This window comes from Hydrogenophaga sp., from assembly GCF_041633695.1.
GTDB lineage: Bacteria > Pseudomonadota > Gammaproteobacteria > Burkholderiales > Burkholderiaceae_C > Hydrogenophaga.
In genome coordinates this window covers 1-19,720 of sequence record NZ_JBFJMY010000005.1, presented here as the reverse complement: position 1 = coordinate 19,720, position 19,720 = coordinate 1, and the positions used below count along the sequence as shown (strand labels likewise).

The window sequence follows — 19,720 nt, the reverse complement described above, 5'->3', positions numbered from 1 at the left end:
CAGGACCCTGCTTGGCCGAAAGGGCCGGGCAGCTTCGCAAACGAGGTCGCAAGCACTGGCACCGGCAATGTTTGGGTGGCGCTTTCCCGACCCGATTTTTTAAACCAACGAGGAGACAATGATGAGCATCAGCTTGCGCAATGTATCGGCATGGAGCGCGATCGCCCTGGCCACGGCGGCCTGTGGCGGAGGCGGGGAAGACGTCAGCAGCGGGGTGGTGATTTACCACGCCACCATCGTGGACACCCGCGACGGTTCGCTCGTGACCGGCAAGACCTTGGTGGTGAACCAGGGCAAGATCCAGAAAATCACGTCGGACAAGATCAACGCCGTGGGCACGGCCCAGTCGGCGGACGCCACGGGCAAGTTCGTGGTGCCGGGCTACATGGACATGCACGCCCACGTGATGGACGGCGCGAAACTGAGCACCACCTATTGGCCTTTGCTGGTGGCCAATGGCGTCACCGGTGTGCGGGAAATGTCGGGTTCGACAGAGCTGATCGCGCAGGTCAAGCAACTCAACGCCGACAGCGCCGCCGGTTTGGTGGACGCACCAGAAATCGTGCAGGTGCATGGCGGCTTCTTTGCCGGTGCGCCCACCACGGACGCCGCCGGGCGCGCTTTTGTGCAGGAGAAAAAGGCCTTGGGCGCGGACTTCATCAAGCTCGTGGCAGGCGCGCCGCCGTTTGTGATGGCGGTGCTGGACGAGGCCAAGAAGGCGGGGCTGGGCGTGGTCGGCCATTTGCCGGCCGCCGTACCGACCGACACCTTGTCCAACGGCGGGTGGCGGGTGGTCGAACACCTGGGTGCGGGTTGGGGCAGCTTGATCGATTGCGCGCGCAACGCAGCCACCCTGCGCAGCGACGCTTTGAGCCGGGGGTATGCGCCTCCGTTTCCATCGACCTATACGATCAACCCGCGCCTGTACGACGTGACCAAAAACGCCGAGTTCTACCAAGGCATTCTCGACAATTTTGACCAAGTCCTTTGCAAGGCGCAGGCCCAGACTTTCGCCAAGAACGGCACCTGGCACGTACCCACGCTGATCCGCTTGAGCACCCAAAACTTCAGCACCGACAGCATGCACACCCAGAACCCGAATCTGAAATATGTGGACAAGGAGCGCCGCGCGTTGTGGGCGCAGATGGCCGACCAGTTTGACCATGGCACCCACTACGACGGACTCCAGGACACACCGGCCGTCTCGCCAGCCAACGCCAAGACGCTGCGCGACTTCTACCAGCTGGAACTCGACACCACCCGTCTGCTCAAGCAAAACGGGGTGAAGATCATGGCGGGCTCGGATTCCGCCAACATCGCCATCTGGACCGTGCCCGGCTTCAGCTTGCACCAGGAGTTTGGTGAACTCGCCAAGGCGGGTTTGAGCCCTCTGGAGGTGCTGCAGTCCACCACGCTCACGCCGGCCGAGTTCCTGGGGAGACAGAGCGCCATGGGCACGGTGGAGGTGGGCAAGAACGCCAACCTGGTGCTGCTGGATGCCAACCCGGTGACGGACGTGAGCAACCTGTCGAAAATCAGCGGCGTGGTGCTCAAAGGGCGCTTCTTTGCCAAAGACAAGCTCGAACAGATGAAGAGCGGCGTCGCGCAGGCTTATGCCGACCGGCCCATGGGCGCATTGAGCGCAGCGATCGACGTCAACCACGTGCATTGAGGGTTCCAGTCTGCTCCATGGTTTCCCCGTTTCGGGGTGGAGCAGACCATCAGGCTTGCGGCTAGAGGGGCGGCAGGGCTGTGCCTTTAAGGGTAGGGGTGGTTAGATCGCGCGGGCTTGCATTGGCCGCTTGCATCCGCCACTACGGCCGCATGTTCCGGTGTCGCATGGGAATGCCCGCGTTGCGCGGGCGCTGGCACGTGGATCGCGCAGACGAAAAAAAGCCCGCCTCGCCGGCGGGCTTTTTTTTCGTCAGGCGATCAACAGATCAGCGGGTGCGGCGGCGCAGCACGGCCATGCCGGCCAAGCCCAGGCCCAACAGAGCCAGGATGCCTGGCTCGGGAATCTGGTTCTTGTTGCCATCAAAGCCGCTGGCGGTCAGGGTCGACTTGTCCAGGAGGAAATCGCCCAGAACAGAAGACAGCGACACACTCAACAGACCCGAGGTATTCAGCTGCAGGTAGCCAAAGAAGTCGTTGCCACCGGCGTTGTTCGAGCCGATGGGGCTGAACCAGATGGCATCGTCAAAAACGCCTGGCAGATCAATCGCAGCCCACTCCCAAGAACTGAAAATGCTGTCGCGCTCATCCTTGATGGTGACCGACAGGTTGAAGTTGGTGATCAGATCGGAACCGGGGTTGAAGCCGTCGGTGGTCAGATCGTGGGTCCAGCTGTAGGTGTTGTTGGAAATGTAGACATCGGGGTTGAAGTCGATGGTCTGGGTCCATGGGGTGGCGGAAGCGGCCACCGACACCACGGCAAAAGCAACGCCTGCCAGAAGTGACTTGAGTTTCATCATCATTTTGAATCCCTGGTTGGTTAAAGGTTGAGAGTTGAAGAACGTGAATCGCTCGCTGCGCGGTCCCTCGGCTTCTCTTTTGCAGTAACCGTGCCAACCGGAAAATTTGCATACATATCAAATATCTATGAAACTGTTCCGGTATATTTTCACGCAACCTGTAAATAAATCCGACAGGCCACTGGGTCGCTTCCTTTGCCTGCGCGCTGGCGTGGCCATGGACCGGGCAGACGAAAAAAAAGCCCGCCTAGGAGGCGGGCTTTTTTTCGTCACGCGATCAACAGATCAGCGGGTGCGGCGGCGCACCACGGCCATGCCGGCCAAGCCCAGACCCAGCAGCATGAGCATGCCGGGTTCGGGAACAGCGCGCACATCTTCGCGGCCCTTGGCGACCAGCGATGCTTCGGTGAAATAGAAGTCGCCGCTGTTGGCCTTGAGCGTCACGCTCAGTTTGCCGTCGAGGTTGAGCGAGGTCATGCCGCTGATCAAAGCGCCGGAGTTGGTGTACCAATCCCAGCCGGTATCCACTTCCCATTCGCTGCCCGGCGCGCCGGCCAGAAAAACCTGCGCATATTCTGCGGGGTCGTTGCCGGAGTCGTCCTTGAGCCGGAGCTTCAGAACGAAGCTGTCGACCATGTCGGTGAGTGCGTTGAAGCCGTCCAAGGTGATGTCGTGGATCCAGCTGGTGCTCTTTTGGGCAGCGGTGCCGGTGCTCGACATGTACATGTCGCTGGGGTTGTAGGTGTTGCTCCAGGTGGCGGTTGGGACTGCCGAGGCCGTCATCGATACCACCGCGAGCGCAAGACCCGCCAACAGTGCTTTGACTTGTTTCATCATTTTGATTTCTCCGGTGTTGCAGGACTTGAAAGCCGCGCGGGATCGGCAGCTCTCGGGTCAGCTGATAGCACTTGTTGTGCCAGCCCAGAAAATCCTATATGAATCATGGATGTCCCCAGCTTTTGGCGACATTTTTCACGCAAACTGTAAGAAAACGTTTTAACCCGTCGGCTGCGCAGACCCTGGAGGCTGGATCAGGCGGGTTTGGCTCCACCCGCAGCGGCCCGCAACTTGTCTTTTTTGCTGGGGCGTTTGCCTTTGATGCCACCTGTGCCGGGCACAGGAGGTGGGGCCGCCTCGGTGGGCTCGAAGCCCTCGATGTGCTCGGGTAGAAGCCGCATGCCCTGGCGCTTTTCGATAACCCCCCAGTGGGCCTGGCTTTCGGCGGTCACGAAGCTGACGGCCAAGCCGCCTTCGCCCGCCCGCGCGGTCCGGCCGATGCGGTGCACATAGTCGACGGCGGAGCGGGGCAGGTCGTAGTTCACCACCACCGGCAGTTGAACGATGTCGATGCCGCGAGCGGCCAGGTCGGTGGTCACCACCACGTCCCAGCGTTTTTCCTTGAATTCGCTCAGGGTCTGCTTGCGCGCGCCCTGGCTCAAGCCGCCGTGGAACGAGGTGGCAAACAAGTCGCCCTGGTGCAGTTTCGCGGCCACGTGTTGAGCCGCATATTGGGTGGCCACAAAGACCAGCACGCGCTCCCAGCCGTTGCTCTTGATGAGGTGGCGTAGCAATTGGGTGCGGCGCTGGGCGTCCACCTGGATCATGCGTTGCACGACCGTGGCGCTGGCCCCGGGTTCATGGGCTTCGATATCCACGCGCAGCGGGTCGCGCAACAAGGTTTGGGCCAGGGTTTCCACCGCTGGGGGGAAGGTGGCCGAGAAGAAGAGGTTTTGCCGCTTCGGCGGCAGCAAGTCCAGCACGCCCTGGAGTTCGTCGGCAAAGCCCAGGTCCAGCAACCGGTCGGCCTCGTCCAGCACCAGGCATTCCACGGCCTGCAACTGCAAGGCGTTGTGCTGAACCAGATCGAGCAGGCGGCCCGGCGTTGCCACGACCACATCGGCGCCGCCCCGCAGCGCCATCATTTGCGGATTGATGGAGACACCACCGAACACCACAACCACCTTGGCCGCTTGGGGCAGGTGTTGGCACAAGCTGCGCAGCACATCGCCGACCTGGGCCGCGAGCTCGCGCGTGGGCACCAGGACGAGAGCCCGCACCCGGCGTGGGTTGGGGGCTGGCTGGCTGCTCAGGCGCTGCAAGAGCGGCAGGGCGAAGGCGGCGGTTTTGCCCGAGCCGGTCTGCGCGGTGGCGAGCAAGTCCGTGCCCGCGAGTACCGCCGGTATGGCTTGCGACTGGATGGGTGTGGGTGTGGAAAACCCCAGTTCGGCCGCTGCGCGGGCAAGATGGGGATCGAGTCCCAGGGAGGCAAATGGCATGTAAGAGGCTTTTGGCCGAGAAAAGGCCGCTTCCCGAGTCTAACGGGCGCGGCCGCAACCCCAGTGTGCGGTCGCGATAGCATTCGGGTCATGAAAAGCAAATCTTCTGGCGGCGGCCTGGTGTATTCCACCGAGTCGGGCCGCATGTGCCCGGTCTGCCGTCAACCGGTGGCGGCTTGTGTGTGTGGACAGGCGCGCCCGGTGGTGGCGGGCGACGGGATTGTGCGGGTGTCGCGCGAAACCAAAGGCCGGGGCGGCAAGGCGGTCACCTTGGTCAAGGGGCTTGCGCTGGATGCATCCGCCTTGGTGGCCCTGGCCAAGCAGCTCAAGGCCGCCTGTGGTTCGGGTGGTACCGTGAAAGACGGTGTGATCGAAGTGCAGGGCGACCACTGCGACAAGCTGGTGCTGGCGCTCCAGGCCAAAGGGTTTGCGGTCAAACGCGCGGGCGGCTGAATCGGTTTGGGCCACGATCCGTGGCGCGCCAGCGCTTTAGCGCAGGATGTCCAGCAAGCGGTCGAGTCCACCTTGGTGGATGGCCACCATGGCTTGTTCGCGCACCTTGGGCTTGGCGTGGTAGGCCACCGACAACCCCGCCACGCCCATCATGGGCAGGTCGTTGGCACCGTCGCCCATGGCTATCGCCTGCTGGGGTGAAATACCCAGCAGGGTGCAGGTTTGCAGCAGCATCTTGCGTTTTTCTTCGCCGTCGCAGATGTCGCCCCAGTCCTGGTCCACCAGCCGCCCGGTGAGTTGGCCGCAGTTGGGCCCGCTTTCGATTTCCAGGACGTTGGCGCGGGTGTAGTCGATGCCCAGGCGGTCGCGCACGCGATCGCTGAAGAAGGTGAAGCCACCCGAGACCAGCAACACCTTCATGCCAGCGGCCTTGCACGCCGCCACCAGTTCTGTAGCTCCCGGGTTGAGTTGCAAGCGCTCCACATAGACCTGTTCCATGTCGGCCACGGTCACGCCGCGCAGCAACGCCACCCGCTTGCGCAGGCTGTCTTTGAAGTTGGTGATTTCACCGCGCATGGTGGCCTCGGTGATGGCCGCCACTTCTTCTTTGCGGCCCACCGCGTCGGCGATTTCGTCCACACACTCGATGTTGATGAGTGTTGAGTCCATGTCGAAGGCGATGAGTTTGAAGTCCGCCAACTTCAGCGGGGGGACGAAGCCTTGGGTCACCAGGCCAGGCGCGGATTCGATTGCAGTCATACGGGCGATTATTGCGGAAGGGCGGCAAGAGCCCTCACGTCCTCACAAGAGCACGCAGCGCCGGATCGGCCGCGTCCAAGGGCAGGTGCCCGGCCATCACCAGTTGCGCCAGGCCATGCACCGCGCCCCACAAGGCGGTCGCCAGCGGTTGCGGCTGGTGTCCGGGCAAGACGCCTGCGGCTTGTGCGTTGGCCACGCAAGTGCCGAGCAAGGCTTCGTTGGCGGCGATCAGCGGCGCCATTTCGTCACTGGGCTGTCCAGGTGGGCAGATTTGCGGGTCGTAGATGAGCGCAAACGCGTGGGGCTCGTCGGCCGCAAAGCGGATGTAGGCCATGCCCAGCGCCACCAGCTGATCCAGGGCGGCGCTGTGCTGTGCCACGGCTTCTTGCTGCGCCAGCAGAAAGCGCTTCATGCACTCCACGCCCACCGCCTTGATGAGGCCGGTGCGGTCCTCGAAGTAGTGGTAGGGCGCGGTGTGGCTGACTTCGGCGGTTCTGGTCAGTTCGCGCAGGCTGAGCTGGTGGGCCGGCGTGTCGGCCAGCAGCTGGAACGCCGCGTCCAGCAAGGCCTGGCGCAGGTTGCCGTGGTGGTACAGGCGGGCGGGCGGATTTGATCTTGACATTGGAAAGATTCTATCGGACACTGCGCTCCATCAATATTGACAGTGTAAAGATTAACCTTTGAAAGAAGCGATATGTCCCGTATCTTGGTGATCGACGGTCACCCCAATTCTCAGTCCTTGTGTGCAGCACTGGCAGAACACTACGCAGAGCGCGCGCGCGCTGCAGGCGCTCAGGTGGAGGTGTTGTGTTTGCGTGATCTGGCGTTCGACCCCGTGCTGCGCCCGGGTGCCGGTGCTTTGCCCGTGCTGGAGCCGGACCTGCTGCGTGCGCAAGCTTTGATCCGGGACAGTGGGCACATCTGCGTGGTGGCGCCGGTGTGGTGGGGTTCGGTGCCGGCCTTGCTCAAAGGCTTTTTTGACCGCACGCTGGAGAAGGGTTGGGCATACCGTTACCACGCCAATGGCATTCCTGAGGGCTTGCTCAAAGGACGCCGCGCCCGGGTGCTGATGACCACCGACTCACCGGGGTGGTATTTGCGGTGGCTGCAGGGCAACCCCACGGCCAACCAACTGGTGCACAGCACCCTGAAATTTTGTGGGCTCAAGCCCGTCACCCTGAGCCGTTTCGGCCCGGTACACAGCAGCACGCCCGCACTGCGCCAGCGGTGGTTGGTGCAAGCGGGCGAAGCCGGAGCGGCCGACGCGCTGGCGCTGCGATAAAGCGCCGGTGCGCGTTCAGGTGGTTGCCACCACGGGCTGCCCCAGGTTGCGCAACACGTCGCGCACCAGCAGCACACGGTCTTTGGTCTCGGGCAGTTCCCGCTCGATGCGCAGCTTCTCGTTGCCGGCCAGCTTGATGTGGCGGTTCTTTTGGATCAGTTCGATGATGCGCATCGGGTCGATCGGCGGATTCGCGCGGAACGTGATCTGGGTGACGCCAGGTGCCGCATCGACCTTCACCACGCCATACGGCGCGCTCAGGCAGCGCAGGCGGTGCACATCGATCAGGGTCTGCGCCTGGGGCGGCAGTTTGCCGAAGCGGTCCACGATCTCTTCCAGCAGGCTGTCGATTTGCTCGCTGGTCTGGGCCGTGGCCAGCTTCTTGTAGAACGACAGGCGCAGGTGCACGTCGCCGCAGTAGTCGCTGGGCAGCAGGGCGGGCGCGTGCAGGTTGATGTCGGTGGTGACCGACAAGGGCGACAGCAGATCGGGCTCGCGCCCGGCTTTCAGCGAGCGCACCGCTTCGCTCAGCATCTCGTTGTAGAGCTGGAAGCCCACTTCCAGCATGTTGCCGCTCTGGTTTTCGCCCAGCACCTCGCCAGCGCCTCGGATTTCCAGGTCGTGCATGGCCAGATAAAAACCACTGCCCAGTTCTTCCATCTGCTGGATCGCGTCCAGGCGCTGCGCGGCTTGTTTGGTCAGGCTCTCCAGGTCGGGCACCATGAGGTAGGCGTAGGCTTGGTGGTGGCTGCGGCCCACGCGGCCACGCAGTTGGTGCAGCTGGGCCAGCCCGAACTTGTCGGCCCGGCTCATGACGATGGTGTTGGCGGTGGGCACGTCGATGCCGGTCTCGATGATGGTCGAGCACAGCAGCAGGTTGAAGCGCTGGGCCACAAAGTCGCGCATCACGCGTTCCAGGTCGCGCTCGGGCATCTGGCCGTGGGCCACGGCGATGCGGGCTTCCGGCAGCAACTGCTCCAGTTGCGCGTGGCGGTTTTCGATGGTGGCCACTTCGTTGTGCAAAAAGTAGACCTGTCCGCCGCGCTTCAATTCGCGCAACACGGCCTCGCGGATCACACCATTGCCTTCGCTGCGCACAAAGGTCTTGATGGCCAGGCGGCGCTGCGGTGCGGTGGCGATCACCGACAGGTCGCGCAGACCTTCGAGCGCCATGCCCAGGGTGCGGGGAATGGGGGTGGCGGTGAGGGTGAGCACATCGACCTCGGCGCGCAAGGCCTTCATGGCCTCTTTGTGGCGCACACCAAAGCGGTGCTCTTCGTCGATGATCAGCAGGCCGAGATCTTTGAATTTGACCGTGCCACTGAGCAGCTTGTGGGTGCCGACCACAATGTCCACGCTGCCGTCTTCCAGGCCTTTGGCGGCGGCGGTGATTTCTTTGCCCGAGCGAAAGCGGCTCATCTCCGCGATCTTGATCGGCCACTTGGAAAACCGGTCCACCAGGGTTTGGTAATGCTGTTCGGCCAACAGCGTGGTTGGGGCCAGCAAGGCGACCTGGCGGCCACCGGTCACGGCCACGAAAGCAGCGCGCAAAGCGACCTCGGTTTTGCCAAAACCCACGTCGCCGCAAACCAACCGGTCCATGGGGCGGGGGCTGATCATGTCCTGGATCACGGCGTGGATGGCGGCGCGCTGGTCGGCGGTTTCTTCAAAGCCGAAATCGTTGGCAAAGCTCTCGTAGTCTTGTGCCGAGTAGCGGAACGCATGGCCTTGGCGCGCGGCGCGGCGCGCATAGATATTGAGCAGTTCGGCTGCGGCATCGCGCACTTGTTCGGCCGCTTTGCGTTTGGCCTTTTCCCATTGCCCGCTGCCGAGCTTGTGCAGCGGCGCTTCGTCGGCGCCGACGCCGGTGTAGCGGCCAATCAGCTGCAGCTGACTCACCGGCACATACAGCACCGCCTTGTCGGCGTACTCCAGGTGCAGGAACTCCATCAGCGAAGGCGAACCATCGGGGTTCTTGTCGCCCATGTCCATGTTCACCAAGCCGCGGTAGCGGCCAATGCCGTGCGCGGTGTGCACCACCGGGTCGCCCAGATTGAGCTCGCTCAGGTCTTTGATCAGCGCTTCGACATCGCTGACTTGTTCCTGCTTCTTGCGCCGGCGCGTGGTGGGTCCGGCGGCGAACAGTTCGGTCTCGGTGACGAAGTCCAGCCCACCGTCGAGCCAGGAAAAACCCACGTTGAGCGCAGCGGTGGCGATGCCCACGGCTTCTTCGCTGGCCTGGAATTCCACCAGCGAGTCGAAGGCTGGCGGGTTGACGCCACTGGCGCGCAGGAAGTCGAGCAGGCTTTCACGCCGGCCGTCGCTCTCGGCCAGCAAGAGCACGCGGTGCGCGGTGTTGCGCATGTGGGCTTGCAGGCGGGCCAGCGGTTCTTCGGCGCCGCGCACCACCGAGAGCTCGGGCATCTTGAAGAAGTGCCCGCTGTCCATTTCGGCGTGCTCGGCGTCGGCCTGCGGCGGGCGGATCGCCAACTGCGCGTGCGACTTGGCCTGGGCGTAAAACTGTTCGGCGTCGAGGAACAGCGCTTCGGGTGGCAGCACCGGGCGCTCCGGATCGCCTTTGATGAGGCGGTAGCGGTCGCGGGTGTCCTGCCAGAAACGCTGGAAGGCGGATTCGAGATCGCCGTGCAGCACCACGGTGGCCTTGTCGCCCAGGTAGTCGAACACCGTGGCGGTTTCTTCGAAGAACAGCGGCAGGTAGTACTCGATACCGGCGGTGGCCACGCCATTGCCCATGTCTTTGTAGATGCGGCTCTTGGTCGGGTCGCCCTCCAGCAGCTCGCGCCAGCGGCTGCGGAATTTGGCGCGCGCGGGCTCGTCCATGGGGAATTCGCGACCGGGCAGCAGGCGCACCTCGGGCACGGGGTAGAGGCTGCGCTGGCTGTCTGGGTCGAAGGTACGGATGCTGTCGATTTCATCGTCGAACAGATCCACGCGGTACGGCACCAGGGAGCCCATGGGGAACAGGTCGATCAGGCCGCCGCGCACCGCGTATTCGCCGGGGCTGACCACCTGGGTCACATGCTGGTAGCCCGCCAGCGTGAGCTGGCTCTTGAGCTTGGCTTCGTCGAGCTTTTGTTTGACCTTGAACTCAAAGGTGTAGCCGGCCAGAAACGCCGGTGGAGCCACCCGGTACAAGGCGGTGGTGGCGGGCACCAGCACCACGTCGGCGCCGCTGTCTTTGTCGCGTTGGTCGGCGCGGTTGTGGATGCGCCACAAGGTGGCCAGGCGCTCGCTGATCAGGTCCTGGTGCGGAGAAAACGTGTCGTAGGGCAGGGTTTCCCAGTCGGGGAACAAAGCGCAGCGCAGGCCGGGCGCAAAAAACGCCATCTCTTCGATCAGGCGCTGGGCGTCGCCGGCGTCCGAGGTGACGATGGCGGTGATCCGGCCGGCGGCTTTGTCGCGTTCGGCCAGCTGGGCCAGCAGCAAGGCGTCCGCCGAGCCGCAGGGGCGGGGCAGGGTGTAGCGTTTGCCGGGGGTGAGTTTGGGTAGGTCCATGACAGTCGCGGGCTTGGCGGCGGTGCGGGGCAGGACGCAGCAACAGCATGCTGGTTCGCCTGCGCGGCACGCAGCCATGACAAACACCCCCCGCCGGGATGGGCGGGGGGCGTGCAGCACTGATTCTAGAATGCGGACACACCATGAACGCCCCCACATCCGAATCAACCCCAGGCGGCGGTTCCCGCTGCCATGCCTTGTTGCCCTGCGCGGGAACCGGGTCCCGCGCCGGTACACCCGTGCCCAAGCAATACCAGCCCATTGCCGGCCGGCCCATGGTGTTGCACACGCTGGCGGCGCTGCAGGCGGTGGAGCGCGTGGCGCTGTGCCTGGTGGTGACCGCGCCCAGCGATCGGTTCTGGGATGCAGACAGCGCCAGTCAGGTGGTGGCGCCCTGTGGTGGCGACACCCGTGCCGAAACGGTGTTCAACGGTTTGCAGGCTTTGCTGGACCATGGCGCCGCTGCATCGGATTGGGTGCTGGTGCACGATGCGGCCCGCTGTCTGGTGACACCCGCGCAAATCAATGCCTTGCTGGACGCCTGCTGGAACGACGCCGTGGGCGGTTTGCTGGCGCTGCCCTTGCCCGACACCCTCAAGGTTGGCCTGGACGGGCGTGTGGCCGCCACCGTGGACCGCAGCGACAAGTGGCTGGCGCAAACGCCGCAAATGTTCCGTATCGGCGCTTTGCGCGCGGCCTTGGCGGCGGCTGCCGAGCAGGGTTTTGTGGGCGTGACCGACGAGGCCAGCGCCATGGAGATGGCCGGGCACCACCCCCGGCTGGTGCCCGGCAGTCCGCAGAATTTCAAGATTACCTACCCGGCAGACTTTGCATTGGCCGAGGCCGTGCTCAGCAGCCGCACCCGAACGGAACCCGCATGACCGAACCGAATTTCCATTTCCGCATCGGTGAGGGCTGGGATGTGCATGCCTTGGTGCCGGGCCGCCCGCTCATCATCGGTGGCATCCACATCCCGTACCACCTGGGTTTGCTGGGGCATTCCGATGCCGACGTGCTGTTGCACGCCGTGACCGACGCGCTCTTGGGTGCGGCGGCGCTGGGCGACATCGGGCGGCATTTCCCCGACACCGACGAGCGCTTCAAAGGGGCCGATTCCAGCGTGTTGCTGGCCGAGGCCATGCACCGGGTGCGTGAAGCGGGGTACGAACTGGGCAATCTGGACTGCACCGTGGTGGCCCAGGCGCCCAAGCTGGCCGCGCACATCGCTGCCATGTGCGCGGGCATGGCGCGTACCCTGGGCGTGGCGGTGGCGCAGGTCAACGTGAAAGCCAAGACGGCGGAAAAGCTGGGCCCGGTGGGGCAGGGCCTGTCGATCGAAGCGCGCGCCGTGGCGTTGCTGCACGCCATCCGCGCATAACGTGGACAGGGCCGCGCAGGCTCCTAGTTCGGGGCTTTGTGCATTTTCATGTGCGCAGCCAATCCGCCGCTGGAGCTGTTGGCCAGCGCAAAACGGCCACCCATGTGGATGATGGCGCGCTCCACGATCGCCAGTCCCAGACCGGTGCCGGTGGCCGACGATCGGGATGCGTCGCCCCGGTAAAAGGGCTGCGTGAGTTGGCTGAGCAGTTCGGCGCTCACACCCGGTCCCCGGTCGCGCAACTTGATCAAGACCGCACCGTCTTTGGTTTTGGCTGTGACATCGATTTCCGCCACACCGGTTTGCAGGCTTTTACCGTAGCGCTGCGCGTTCTCCAGCAAATTGGAGAACACCCGTTGCAGCTCGACGGCATCGCCCATCACGATGGTGCGTTCCGGGATATGGGTGGTGATGTGGGTGTTGGGGTCTTTGCCCAAGGCAAAAATCGCGTCTTCGACCACCTGGTTGAGGTGAACCGGTTCGGGCTTGCTGTGGTCGGGGCGGGCGTAGTCCAGAAACTTGTCGATGATGGCGTTGACCTGGTCGATGTCGGCGGCCATGTGCTCGCGCGCCTCCACGTCGGACACGCTCATCTCGGTCTCCAGCCGAAGGCGGGCCAGCGGCGTGCGCAGATCGTGGGAGATGCCGGCCAGCATCAAAGTACGGTCTTGTTCTATTTTGCTCAAACGCTGCGCCATGCGGTTGAAGCCAATGTTGACTTCCCGGATCTCGCTGGTGGCGACGGATTCGTTGAGCTGGCTGGAGTTGAAATCGCCTTCCCGCACACGGCCGGCGGCGAACGAGAGCTTCTTCAGCGGGTGGTTGATCAGACGCGCGATCAAGGCGGCGCCGGTCAACGAAAGCAGGGCGGCTGTGCCGAGCCAGATCAACCAGGTTGTGCCTGTGACCGGACCAATGCGGGAGGGATCGGTCAACAGCCAGTAGGCGTCGCCATCGATGGAGAAACCCACCCACAGACCGGGGTTGCCATTCACCTCGCTGGCCACCACCGTGTCCGGCCCCAGGCGCCCGCTCAAGCGTTCGCTGATGCTGCGGCTCAGCGTGTCGGTGTTGTAGAGCTTGTAGGTGTCGGCGGGTTCGCGCGGCGAAAAGCGCACACCTTCTTCGTCCGCCAGGGTCTTGACCAGCGATACCCGTGCGATCGAGTCCGAATGCACCAAGGCTGCCCGGCTGAGGTTGACCAGGGACGCGAGTTGCTGGGCACTTTGCAGTGCCCGGGGTTCGAATTCCAGCGCCCTGAAGGTCTGCAGCCAAGCCACGATGCAACCCACGAGCAGCAGCGAGAGAAAGAAAAACGTGCGCCAGAACAGGCTCACGCCCAATTGCGGGCGTATGTCCAGCGGCGCGGGTGCCGTCTCCAGCGTGGCTGGATGGGTTTCAAACGGGACTCGGGATTCTTCTTCGCTCATCAGGCATTTCCATCGGGCACAAACACGTAACCCACCCCCCAGACGGTTTGCAGATAGCGGGGCGATGCCGCATCTTCTTCGATCAGCTTGCGCAAACGCGAAACCTGCACATCCAGGCTGCGATCAAATGGCTCGAATTCGCGGCCACGCGCCAATTGCGCGAGCTTTTCCCGCGACAAGGGCTGGCGCGGGTGGCGCACCAAAGCCTTGAGCATGGCGAATTCGCCGGTGGTCAAAGGCAGGTCCACGCCTTCCTTGCGCAGGGTCCGAAGACTGAGATCGAATTCGAAAGGCCCGAAGGTGACGGTTTCGGCTTCTTGCGACGGTGCACCGGGCACCTCGGTCGGCGGGCGGCGGCGCAGCACCGCATGGATGCGGGCCAACAATTCGCGCGGATTGAAGGGTTTGCCCAGGTAGTCGTCGGCGCCGACCTCCAATCCCACGATGCGGTCCACGTCTTCGCTCTTGGCCGTCAGCATGATGATGGGCGTGCGGTCGCCATTGGCGCGCAAGCGGCGGCAGATCGACAGGCCGTCTTCACCGGGCATCATCAAGTCCAGCACGATGAGGTCGACCGAATCGCGCTGCAGCACCCGGTTCAAGGCTTTGCCGTCCTCGGCCAACATGACTTCAAAACCTTCTTGCATGAGGTAGCGGCGCAGTAAATCGCGGATGCGGACATCGTCGTCCACCACCAGGATTTTGTTGGGACGTGCGTTGTTTTGTGGCATGACAGCAACTTTCCTTAAATGTAACAAACGCGATTGTGGCAGCGCCAAGTCCTTGTCAGCACTCATTTTTTGTTTTTCTGACAGGCTGTTACAGATGTTGCTCCCGCAGGCGCTCCGTTCACCTCCAGCGCATCACACAATGGGTTCTCTGTGCATACTCGAGGGGATCATGAAGAGGTATATATCAGGTGGGCTGCTGCTGCTGGCACAGGGACACACCCAGGTCATCGCGCGAGACAACCGCAAACCCTTTCCATCCAACGAACCACCGGTTTCGCTGTTGCCCATTTCCATGGACGACAACGAACCGCGTGCGCCACTGAAACTGCGCGACGTGTTCCGCCATCCCCTGGATGAGCAGGACGATCTGAGCAAACCCTACCGCCTGACGGTTGAAGAGCGGCACCGCTTGCGCGAACAGCTCAGAAGCCAGGCCTCCAACGATCCCAAGAAGTGAGCATGACCCTCCCGTTGCAACGTCTGTTTTCCCGTTTCGCTGTTCATTCGTTCCTCCCTGCGGTTCTTGCTTTCGGTGTCGCGGGCGTCGCCCAAGCCCAGGCAGTGGCGCCCGAGCCCGTCAACGTGGTGCATATCGCCGCCAGCGGCTTTCTGGAAGTGCCGCAGGACTGGCTGAGCATGAGCTTGAGCACCACCAAAGAGGGCCCGGATGCGGGCACGGTGCAGAACCAGCTCAAGGTGGCGCTGGAATCTGCGCTGGTGATTGCCCGGGCTGCGGCCCAGCCTCGGCAACTGGAAGTGCGTACCGGTCAGTTCAGTCTGTACCCGCGTTACGGCAGCAACAGCAAAATCATTGGTTGGCAAGGGCGCACCGAGCTGGTGCTGGAAGGCCGGGACTTCGCCGCCATCAGCACCACCGCAGGCAAAATCCAGTCGCTCAGCATGGGCAATGTGGGCTTTTCGCTGTCGCGCGAGGCGCAACAAAAACTGGAGTCGGATGTGCAGGCGCTGGCCATCGAGCGCTTCAAGATGCGCGCCGGTGAGGTCAGCAAGAGCTTGGGCTTCGCGGGCTACAGCTTGCGTGAACTGTCTATCAGCTCGGCAGATCAGGGCGCGGCACCGTTTCGTCCCCGGGTGATGGCCATGGAGGCGAAGGCGGCGATGTCGGATGCGCCGGTGCCGGTCGAGGCGGGGCAGAGCACCGTGAATGTCACCGTGTCGGGATCGATCCAGTTGCGCTGATCCACAAGCGCAGACCCCATGCAAAATGCCCGCATCGCGGGCCTTTTGCATGGGGTGGGGCGGGCCCAGAAGCTGTGACCCGGTGTCCGCCTTGGGTCTTATTGCGCGACCCAGCCGCCATCCATGTTCCACGCCACACCACGCACGTTCTGGCCGGCAGGTGAACAAAAGAAGATCGCCAGCTCACCCAGTTCTTCTGGCGTGGTGAATTGCATCGAGGGCTCTTTTTCGCCCAGCAAGAGCTTTTTCGCTTCTTCGTTGGAAAGACCCAGAGCGGCGGCTTTGGCATCCACTTGTTGTTGCACCAGCGGCGTGAGCACCCAACCTGGGCAGATGGCGTTGCAGGTCACGCCCGAGTCGGCGTTTTCCAGCGCGGTGACCTTGGTCAGGCCGATGACGCCGTGTTTGGCCGCCACATAGGCCGATTTTTCGGCCGAACCCACCAAACCATGCACCGAAGCCACGTTGATGATGCGGCCCCAATTGGCTTTGCGCATGGCCGGCACGGCCAGGCGGGTGGCGTGGAAGGCGCTGGACAGGTTGATGGCCATGATCGCGTCCCATTTCTCAACCGGAAAATCCTCGATGCGGGCCACGTGCTGGATACCCGCGTTGTTCACCAGGATGTCCACCTGACCAAAGCGTTCGGCGGCAAAGCGCATCATCTCTGCAATTTCCCCGGGCTTGCTCATATCGGCGCCGTGGTACGCCACCTGGGCGCCCAGGGCCGCGATCTCCGCTTGGGGGCCTTCGGCATCGCCAAATCCGTTGAGAACGATGTTGGCGCCTTGACGCGCCAAGGCCTTGGCAATGCCCAATCCGATGCCGCTGGTGGAGCCGGTGACGAGAGCGGTTTTGTTCGCAAGCATGAGAAATCTCCAGTTCCATTACGATAGGTTGAGTACAGCAGAAACCTTATCACGGAGACCCATGGGATGGAGCAACTCACAGCAATGCCCGAGCGAAAATCCTTGCGCGTGGACGGCCCTGCCGCCCGCGGTGGTGGTGATCGCCACCTGAGTTATTGGGAGTGGACCAACCAAGCCGGCAACGACGACCCGCACGTGGTGATTTGCGTGCACGGGCTTTCGCGCCAAGGGCGCGATTTCGACGTGTTGGCCCAGGCGCTGTCCCGGCACGCCCGGGTGCTGGCGGTGGATGTGGCGGGTCGGGGTGAGAGCGACTGGCTGGCCGATGCCATGGCTTATCAACTGGGTACCTACGTGGCCGATATGGGCGCGCTGGTGGCGCAGGTTCGCCAAGAGTCGCCCAGCGCCGTGCTGGACTGGGTCGGGACCAGCATGGGGGGCATGATCGGCATGGCCATGGCGGCTCAACCCGCTGTGGGGCTGCGGCGGCTGGTGCTCAACGATGTGGGGCCGACGATCCAGTGGGCGGCGTTGCAGCGCATCGCCGCGTACCTGGGACAAAACCCCGGGTTTTCCTCGGAAGCCGAGGCCTTTGACTACCTGGCTTCGATTTCACAAGGTTTTGGCCCGCACACGGCCGAACAGTGGCGTGCGCTGTCGCAGCCCATGCTGCGTCAGCGCGATGGGCGCTGGTGGCTGCACTACGACCCCGCGATCGCCTTGCCGGTGAAAGCCTTGGTGCAGGCGAGCGACCAGACCGCTGCGCAGCAAATGGTGCGCGATGGAGAGGCGGCGATGTGGGGCGTGTACGAAGCCATCACCGCCCGGACCCTGCTGCTGCGTGGCGCCGATTCCGATTTGCTCACGCGCGAAACCGCCGCACGGATGGCCCAGTGTGGACCCCAGGCCCGGTGCGTGGAGTTTGCGGGTGTGGGGCACGCCCCCACCCTGGTGGCACCGGACCAAGTGGAGGCGGTGTGCGAATTTCTTTGGGCCGACTGATGAAAAAAGGGCCAGATACACCACCGGCCGGCATGGTGACCCCGCTGCCGCAGGGCGCTGAGCGCGCGACCCCACAGGTCGGTGGCGAAGAGCCTTCGGCCATTGTGGCCGCGACCTCTGACAGTCTGCCGCAATTGGATCAAGCGCTGCAGCGGGCGCGTGCCTTTGCCGAGCCGTTGTTGGCCAACGAACAGCTCGATACGGGCGAAAACATCCGGGCCCACGCCGATGCGGTGGCGGGCATTTTGCGTGACATCGGCGGCTCCGAGGCCATGCAGGCGGCGTCCTATCTGGTTTACGCCTGCCAGTACCTGAACCGGCCCAACGAGGTGATTGCCAAGGCCTTCGGGCCCAGCTACGCGGCCCTGGCCGTGGAAACCACCAAGCTGGTGCAGCTGCAACGGCAGGCGCGCAACAAGGCGGCCGAGGTGCTGGCCCGAAAAATCGAAGACCGGCAGGCGGCGCAGGACCTGGCCCTCGCTCCGGCGTCACCGGGGAAAGCGCCGGTCTCGGAGCTGGCGGCGAACCAGACCGAAAACGTGCGCAAGATGTTGCTGGCGTTTTCGCGCGACCTGCGTGTGGTCATGCTGCGGCTGGCCTCGCGCCTGCAAACCCTGCGTTACTTCGCGGCCGCGCGCCTCGATCCGGGGGAAACCATCGCCAGCGAATCCCTGCATGTTTTTGCGCCGCTGGCCAACCGCCTGGGCATTTGGCAAATCAAGTGGGAGATGGAGGATCTGGCGTTCCGTTTTCTGGAGCCCGAGACCTACAAAGAGGTGGCCCAGTGTCTGGATGAAAAACGCGCCGAGCGCGAAGCGCATGTGGAGCAGGCGCGCCGGCAACTGGAAAAGGATCTGCAAAAGCAGGGTATTCCGGCGCTGGTGCAGGGGCGCCCCAAGCACATCTACAGCATCGTGAAAAAGATGCGGGGCAAGTCGCTGGACTTTGAGCAGGTGTTCGACATCCGGGCCTTGCGCGTGGTTGTGCCCCAGACCGACGACTGCTATGCGGTGCTGGCCCATGTGCACGCACAGTTCATGCCGGTGCCGGACGAGTTTGACGATTACATCGCCAAGCCCAAACCCAATGGTTACCAATCTCTGCACACGGTGGTGCGAGACCAGCAGGGCCGCGCGTTTGAGATCCAGATCCGCAGCCAGGCCATGCACGACCACGCCGAACATGGGGTGGCGGCCCATTGGGCCTACAAAGAGGCGGGCGCCAAGGGATACGCGGGCGTTTCAGCCAGTTCGGACTACGACGCCAAGATCGCCGTGCTGCGGCAACTGCTGGCCTGGGAGCGGGATCTGAGTGGTTCTGGGCGCGGGCTTTTTGACGACCGCATCTATGTGCTCACGCCCGACGCCGCGATTGTCGAGTTGCCGCAAGGTGCCACCGCCGTGGACTTTGCCTACAGCGTGCACACCAGTCTGGGGCACAGGTGCCGGGGTGCGCGCGTCGATGGCGCGCTGGTCACGCTCAACACGCCTTTGCAAAACGGGCAAACGGTGGAGGTGGTGTCGGCCAAGGAGGGCGGCCCGTCGCGCGACTGGCTCAACGCCGAGCTCGGGTACCTGGTCAGCCACCGGGCCAAGAGCAAGGTGCGGGCCTGGTTCAATGCGATGGCGATGGAAGAGACCGTCGCTCGCGGGCGCGAGGCGGTGGAAAAACTGCTGCAGCGCGAGGGCAGAACCGCCGTCAAGCTGGACGATCTGGCCACCGGCATGGGTTTGTCCAGCGCCAGCGACTTGTTCGAGCAGGTCGGCAAGGACGAGCTGTCGTTGCGCGCCATCGAATCCTATCTGCGGCCCGCAGAGGTACCCGACCCGGTTGACGAGCACAACCTGGTGCTGAAAAAACCGCGCAAGCAAGCGTTGGCGCAGGCTGGCGGCGTGCTGGTGGTGGGGGTGGATTCCTTGATGACGCAGCTGGCCAAATGTTGCAAGCCCGCTCCGCCCGATGAAATCGGTGGCTTCATCACCCGCGGCAAAGGCGTGAGCGTTCACCGCAGCGACTGCACCGACTTTGTCCATTTGCAGCGCAAGTGCCCGGACCGGGTGATCGACGTGCAATGGAACGCCGCCGACGGCGTTGACAAGGACGGACGCTCGGCGGTCTATCCGGTGGACGTGCTGGTGGAGGCGGTCGATCGCCAGGGCTTGTTGCGCGACATTTGCGACGTGCTGGCGCGAGAGAAGATGAACGTGATCGGCGTGCAAACCCATTCCACCAAAGGCATCGCCTGGATGACCTTCACCATCGAGATCAACGATGCCCGGCAGGTGTCTCGGGCCATGTCGGTGGTGGGGGATGTGACGGCGGTGCGGGCGGTTCGGCGGAAATGATTTTTCGG

At 63.6% G+C, this 19,720-nt stretch carries 18 protein-coding genes; 9 read left to right on the top strand and 9 right to left on the bottom strand.

All coding sequences use genetic code 11. From position 1 onward, the window contains the following. Window positions 1-121: 121 nt before the first annotated feature. Entirely contained in the window at window positions 122-1,672 is a 1,551-nt protein-coding gene (locus tag ABYB95_RS00725) for an amidohydrolase family protein (RefSeq protein ID WP_372656497.1), read from the top strand. 268 nt (window positions 1,673-1,940) lie between these two features. Here ABYB95_RS00725 and ABYB95_RS00720 read toward each other — a convergent pair whose 3' ends face one another. From ABYB95_RS00720 to ABYB95_RS00710, 3 genes are all read right to left on the bottom strand, one after another. Further along, entirely contained in the window at window positions 1,941-2,474 is a 534-nt protein-coding gene (locus ABYB95_RS00720) for a PEP-CTERM sorting domain-containing protein (RefSeq protein ID WP_372656496.1), read from the bottom strand. 282 nt (window positions 2,475-2,756) lie between these two features. Beyond that, window positions 2,757-3,308 carry a PEP-CTERM sorting domain-containing protein gene (locus ABYB95_RS00715; RefSeq protein ID WP_372656495.1) on the bottom strand — a complete coding sequence of 184 codons (552 nt, stop codon included), beginning with the start codon at window positions 3,306-3,308 and terminating at the stop codon, window positions 2,757-2,759. 194 nt (window positions 3,309-3,502) lie between these two features. Then, complete coding sequence (locus ABYB95_RS00710; RefSeq protein ID WP_372656494.1) at window positions 3,503-4,747, bottom strand: DEAD/DEAH box helicase; 1,245 nt, start codon at window positions 4,745-4,747, stop codon at window positions 3,503-3,505. Window positions 4,748-4,837: 90 nt separating this feature from the next. Here ABYB95_RS00710 and ABYB95_RS00705 point away from each other — a divergent pair, with 90 nt between their 5' ends. Further along, window positions 4,838-5,200, top strand: a complete 363-nt coding sequence (locus tag ABYB95_RS00705) for a translation initiation factor Sui1 (protein WP_372656493.1) — start codon at window positions 4,838-4,840, stop codon at window positions 5,198-5,200. A 36-nt stretch (window positions 5,201-5,236) separates the two neighbouring features. Here ABYB95_RS00705 and serB read toward each other — a convergent pair whose 3' ends face one another. Beyond that, window positions 5,237-5,959 carry a phosphoserine phosphatase SerB gene (serB, locus tag ABYB95_RS00700; RefSeq protein WP_372656492.1) on the bottom strand — a complete coding sequence of 241 codons (723 nt, stop codon included), beginning with the start codon at window positions 5,957-5,959 and terminating at the stop codon, window positions 5,237-5,239. A gap of 34 nt (window positions 5,960-5,993) precedes the next feature. After that, window positions 5,994-6,581: a TetR/AcrR family transcriptional regulator gene (locus tag ABYB95_RS00695; protein WP_372656491.1), complete on the bottom strand. Its 588-nt coding sequence runs from the start codon at window positions 6,579-6,581 to the stop codon at window positions 5,994-5,996. A gap of 72 nt (window positions 6,582-6,653) precedes the next feature. Here ABYB95_RS00695 and ABYB95_RS00690 point away from each other — a divergent pair, with 72 nt between their 5' ends. Continuing rightward, window positions 6,654-7,241 (top strand): NAD(P)H-dependent oxidoreductase, encoded by a 588-nt coding sequence (locus ABYB95_RS00690; RefSeq protein WP_372656490.1) that lies wholly within the window; start codon window positions 6,654-6,656, stop codon window positions 7,239-7,241. 15 nt (window positions 7,242-7,256) lie between these two features. On the opposite strand, the gene mfd is transcribed toward ABYB95_RS00690, so the two are convergent. Beyond that, window positions 7,257-10,757, bottom strand: coding sequence for a transcription-repair coupling factor (gene mfd, locus ABYB95_RS00685; RefSeq protein ID WP_372656489.1), 3,501 nt, complete (start codon window positions 10,755-10,757; stop codon window positions 7,257-7,259). Window positions 10,758-10,900: 143 nt separating this feature from the next. Between mfd and ispD the strand changes: the two genes are divergently transcribed. Further along, window positions 10,901-11,638 (top strand): 2-C-methyl-D-erythritol 4-phosphate cytidylyltransferase, encoded by a 738-nt coding sequence (ispD, locus tag ABYB95_RS00680; protein ID WP_372656488.1) that lies wholly within the window; start codon window positions 10,901-10,903, stop codon window positions 11,636-11,638. Further along, window positions 11,635-12,135 carry a 2-C-methyl-D-erythritol 2,4-cyclodiphosphate synthase gene (gene ispF / locus ABYB95_RS00675; RefSeq protein WP_372656487.1) on the top strand — a complete coding sequence of 167 codons (501 nt, stop codon included), beginning with the start codon at window positions 11,635-11,637 and terminating at the stop codon, window positions 12,133-12,135. Before ispD ends, ispF begins: the two co-directional genes overlap by 4 nt. Before the next feature lie 23 nt (window positions 12,136-12,158). Here ispF and ABYB95_RS00670 read toward each other — a convergent pair whose 3' ends face one another. Together ABYB95_RS00670 and ompR are read right to left on the bottom strand one after the other, a co-directional pair. Continuing rightward, entirely contained in the window at window positions 12,159-13,565 is a 1,407-nt protein-coding gene (locus ABYB95_RS00670) for an ATP-binding protein (protein WP_372656485.1), read from the bottom strand. Then, window positions 13,565-14,296, bottom strand: a complete 732-nt coding sequence (ompR, locus tag ABYB95_RS00665) for a two-component system response regulator OmpR (RefSeq protein ID WP_372656484.1) — start codon at window positions 14,294-14,296, stop codon at window positions 13,565-13,567. Before ompR ends, ABYB95_RS00670 begins: the two co-directional genes overlap by 1 nt. A 169-nt stretch (window positions 14,297-14,465) precedes the next feature. Between ompR and ABYB95_RS00660 the strand changes: the two genes are divergently transcribed. Both ABYB95_RS00660 and ABYB95_RS00655 read left to right on the top strand, forming a co-directional pair. Continuing rightward, on the top strand, window positions 14,466-14,753 hold the full coding sequence (locus tag ABYB95_RS00660; protein ID WP_372656483.1) for a hypothetical protein: 288 nt from the start codon (window positions 14,466-14,468) through the stop codon (window positions 14,751-14,753). A gap of 2 nt (window positions 14,754-14,755) precedes the next feature. Then, window positions 14,756-15,496 carry an SIMPL domain-containing protein gene (locus tag ABYB95_RS00655; RefSeq protein ID WP_372656482.1) on the top strand — a complete coding sequence of 247 codons (741 nt, stop codon included), beginning with the start codon at window positions 14,756-14,758 and terminating at the stop codon, window positions 15,494-15,496. Window positions 15,497-15,594: 98 nt separating this feature from the next. On the opposite strand, the gene ABYB95_RS00650 is transcribed toward ABYB95_RS00655, so the two are convergent. Continuing rightward, window positions 15,595-16,365, bottom strand: a complete 771-nt coding sequence (locus ABYB95_RS00650; RefSeq protein WP_372656481.1) for a 3-hydroxybutyrate dehydrogenase — start codon at window positions 16,363-16,365, stop codon at window positions 15,595-15,597. 84 nt (window positions 16,366-16,449) lie between these two features. Between ABYB95_RS00650 and ABYB95_RS00645 the strand changes: the two genes are divergently transcribed. Then, window positions 16,450-17,367 carry an alpha/beta fold hydrolase gene (locus ABYB95_RS00645; protein WP_372656480.1) on the top strand — a complete coding sequence of 306 codons (918 nt, stop codon included), beginning with the start codon at window positions 16,450-16,452 and terminating at the stop codon, window positions 17,365-17,367. Continuing rightward, window positions 17,367-19,712, top strand: coding sequence for a bifunctional (p)ppGpp synthetase/guanosine-3',5'-bis(diphosphate) 3'-pyrophosphohydrolase (locus ABYB95_RS00640; RefSeq protein ID WP_372656479.1), 2,346 nt, complete (start codon window positions 17,367-17,369; stop codon window positions 19,710-19,712). The genes ABYB95_RS00645 and ABYB95_RS00640 overlap by 1 nt, the downstream gene beginning before the upstream one ends. The last annotated feature ends 8 nt before the right edge of the window (window positions 19,713-19,720 follow it).

Coding starts and splice junctions, on each gene's coding strand:
- ABYB95_RS00725 (WP_372656497.1), top strand. CDS start 122: ATGAGCATCAGCTTGCGCAATGTATCGGCATGGAGCGCGATCGCCCTG.
- ABYB95_RS00720 (WP_372656496.1), bottom strand. CDS start 2,474: ATGATGATGAAACTCAAGTCACTTCTGGCAGGCGTTGCTTTTGCCGTG.
- ABYB95_RS00715 (WP_372656495.1), bottom strand. CDS start 3,308: ATGATGAAACAAGTCAAAGCACTGTTGGCGGGTCTTGCGCTCGCGGTG.
- ABYB95_RS00710 (WP_372656494.1), bottom strand. CDS start 4,747: ATGCCATTTGCCTCCCTGGGACTCGATCCCCATCTTGCCCGCGCAGCG.
- ABYB95_RS00705 (WP_372656493.1), top strand. CDS start 4,838: ATGAAAAGCAAATCTTCTGGCGGCGGCCTGGTGTATTCCACCGAGTCG.
- serB (WP_372656492.1), bottom strand. CDS start 5,959: ATGACTGCAATCGAATCCGCGCCTGGCCTGGTGACCCAAGGCTTCGTC.
- ABYB95_RS00695 (WP_372656491.1), bottom strand. CDS start 6,581: ATGTCAAGATCAAATCCGCCCGCCCGCCTGTACCACCACGGCAACCTG.
- ABYB95_RS00690 (WP_372656490.1), top strand. CDS start 6,654: ATGTCCCGTATCTTGGTGATCGACGGTCACCCCAATTCTCAGTCCTTG.
- mfd (WP_372656489.1), bottom strand. CDS start 10,757: ATGGACCTACCCAAACTCACCCCCGGCAAACGCTACACCCTGCCCCGC.
- ispD (WP_372656488.1), top strand. CDS start 10,901: ATGAACGCCCCCACATCCGAATCAACCCCAGGCGGCGGTTCCCGCTGC.
- ispF (WP_372656487.1), top strand. CDS start 11,635: ATGACCGAACCGAATTTCCATTTCCGCATCGGTGAGGGCTGGGATGTG.
- ABYB95_RS00670 (WP_372656485.1), bottom strand. CDS start 13,565: ATGAGCGAAGAAGAATCCCGAGTCCCGTTTGAAACCCATCCAGCCACG.
- ompR (WP_372656484.1), bottom strand. CDS start 14,296: ATGCCACAAAACAACGCACGTCCCAACAAAATCCTGGTGGTGGACGAC.
- ABYB95_RS00660 (WP_372656483.1), top strand. CDS start 14,466: ATGAAGAGGTATATATCAGGTGGGCTGCTGCTGCTGGCACAGGGACAC.
- ABYB95_RS00655 (WP_372656482.1), top strand. CDS start 14,756: ATGACCCTCCCGTTGCAACGTCTGTTTTCCCGTTTCGCTGTTCATTCG.
- ABYB95_RS00650 (WP_372656481.1), bottom strand. CDS start 16,365: ATGCTTGCGAACAAAACCGCTCTCGTCACCGGCTCCACCAGCGGCATC.
- ABYB95_RS00645 (WP_372656480.1), top strand. CDS start 16,450: ATGCCCGAGCGAAAATCCTTGCGCGTGGACGGCCCTGCCGCCCGCGGT.
- ABYB95_RS00640 (WP_372656479.1), top strand. CDS start 17,367: ATGAAAAAAGGGCCAGATACACCACCGGCCGGCATGGTGACCCCGCTG.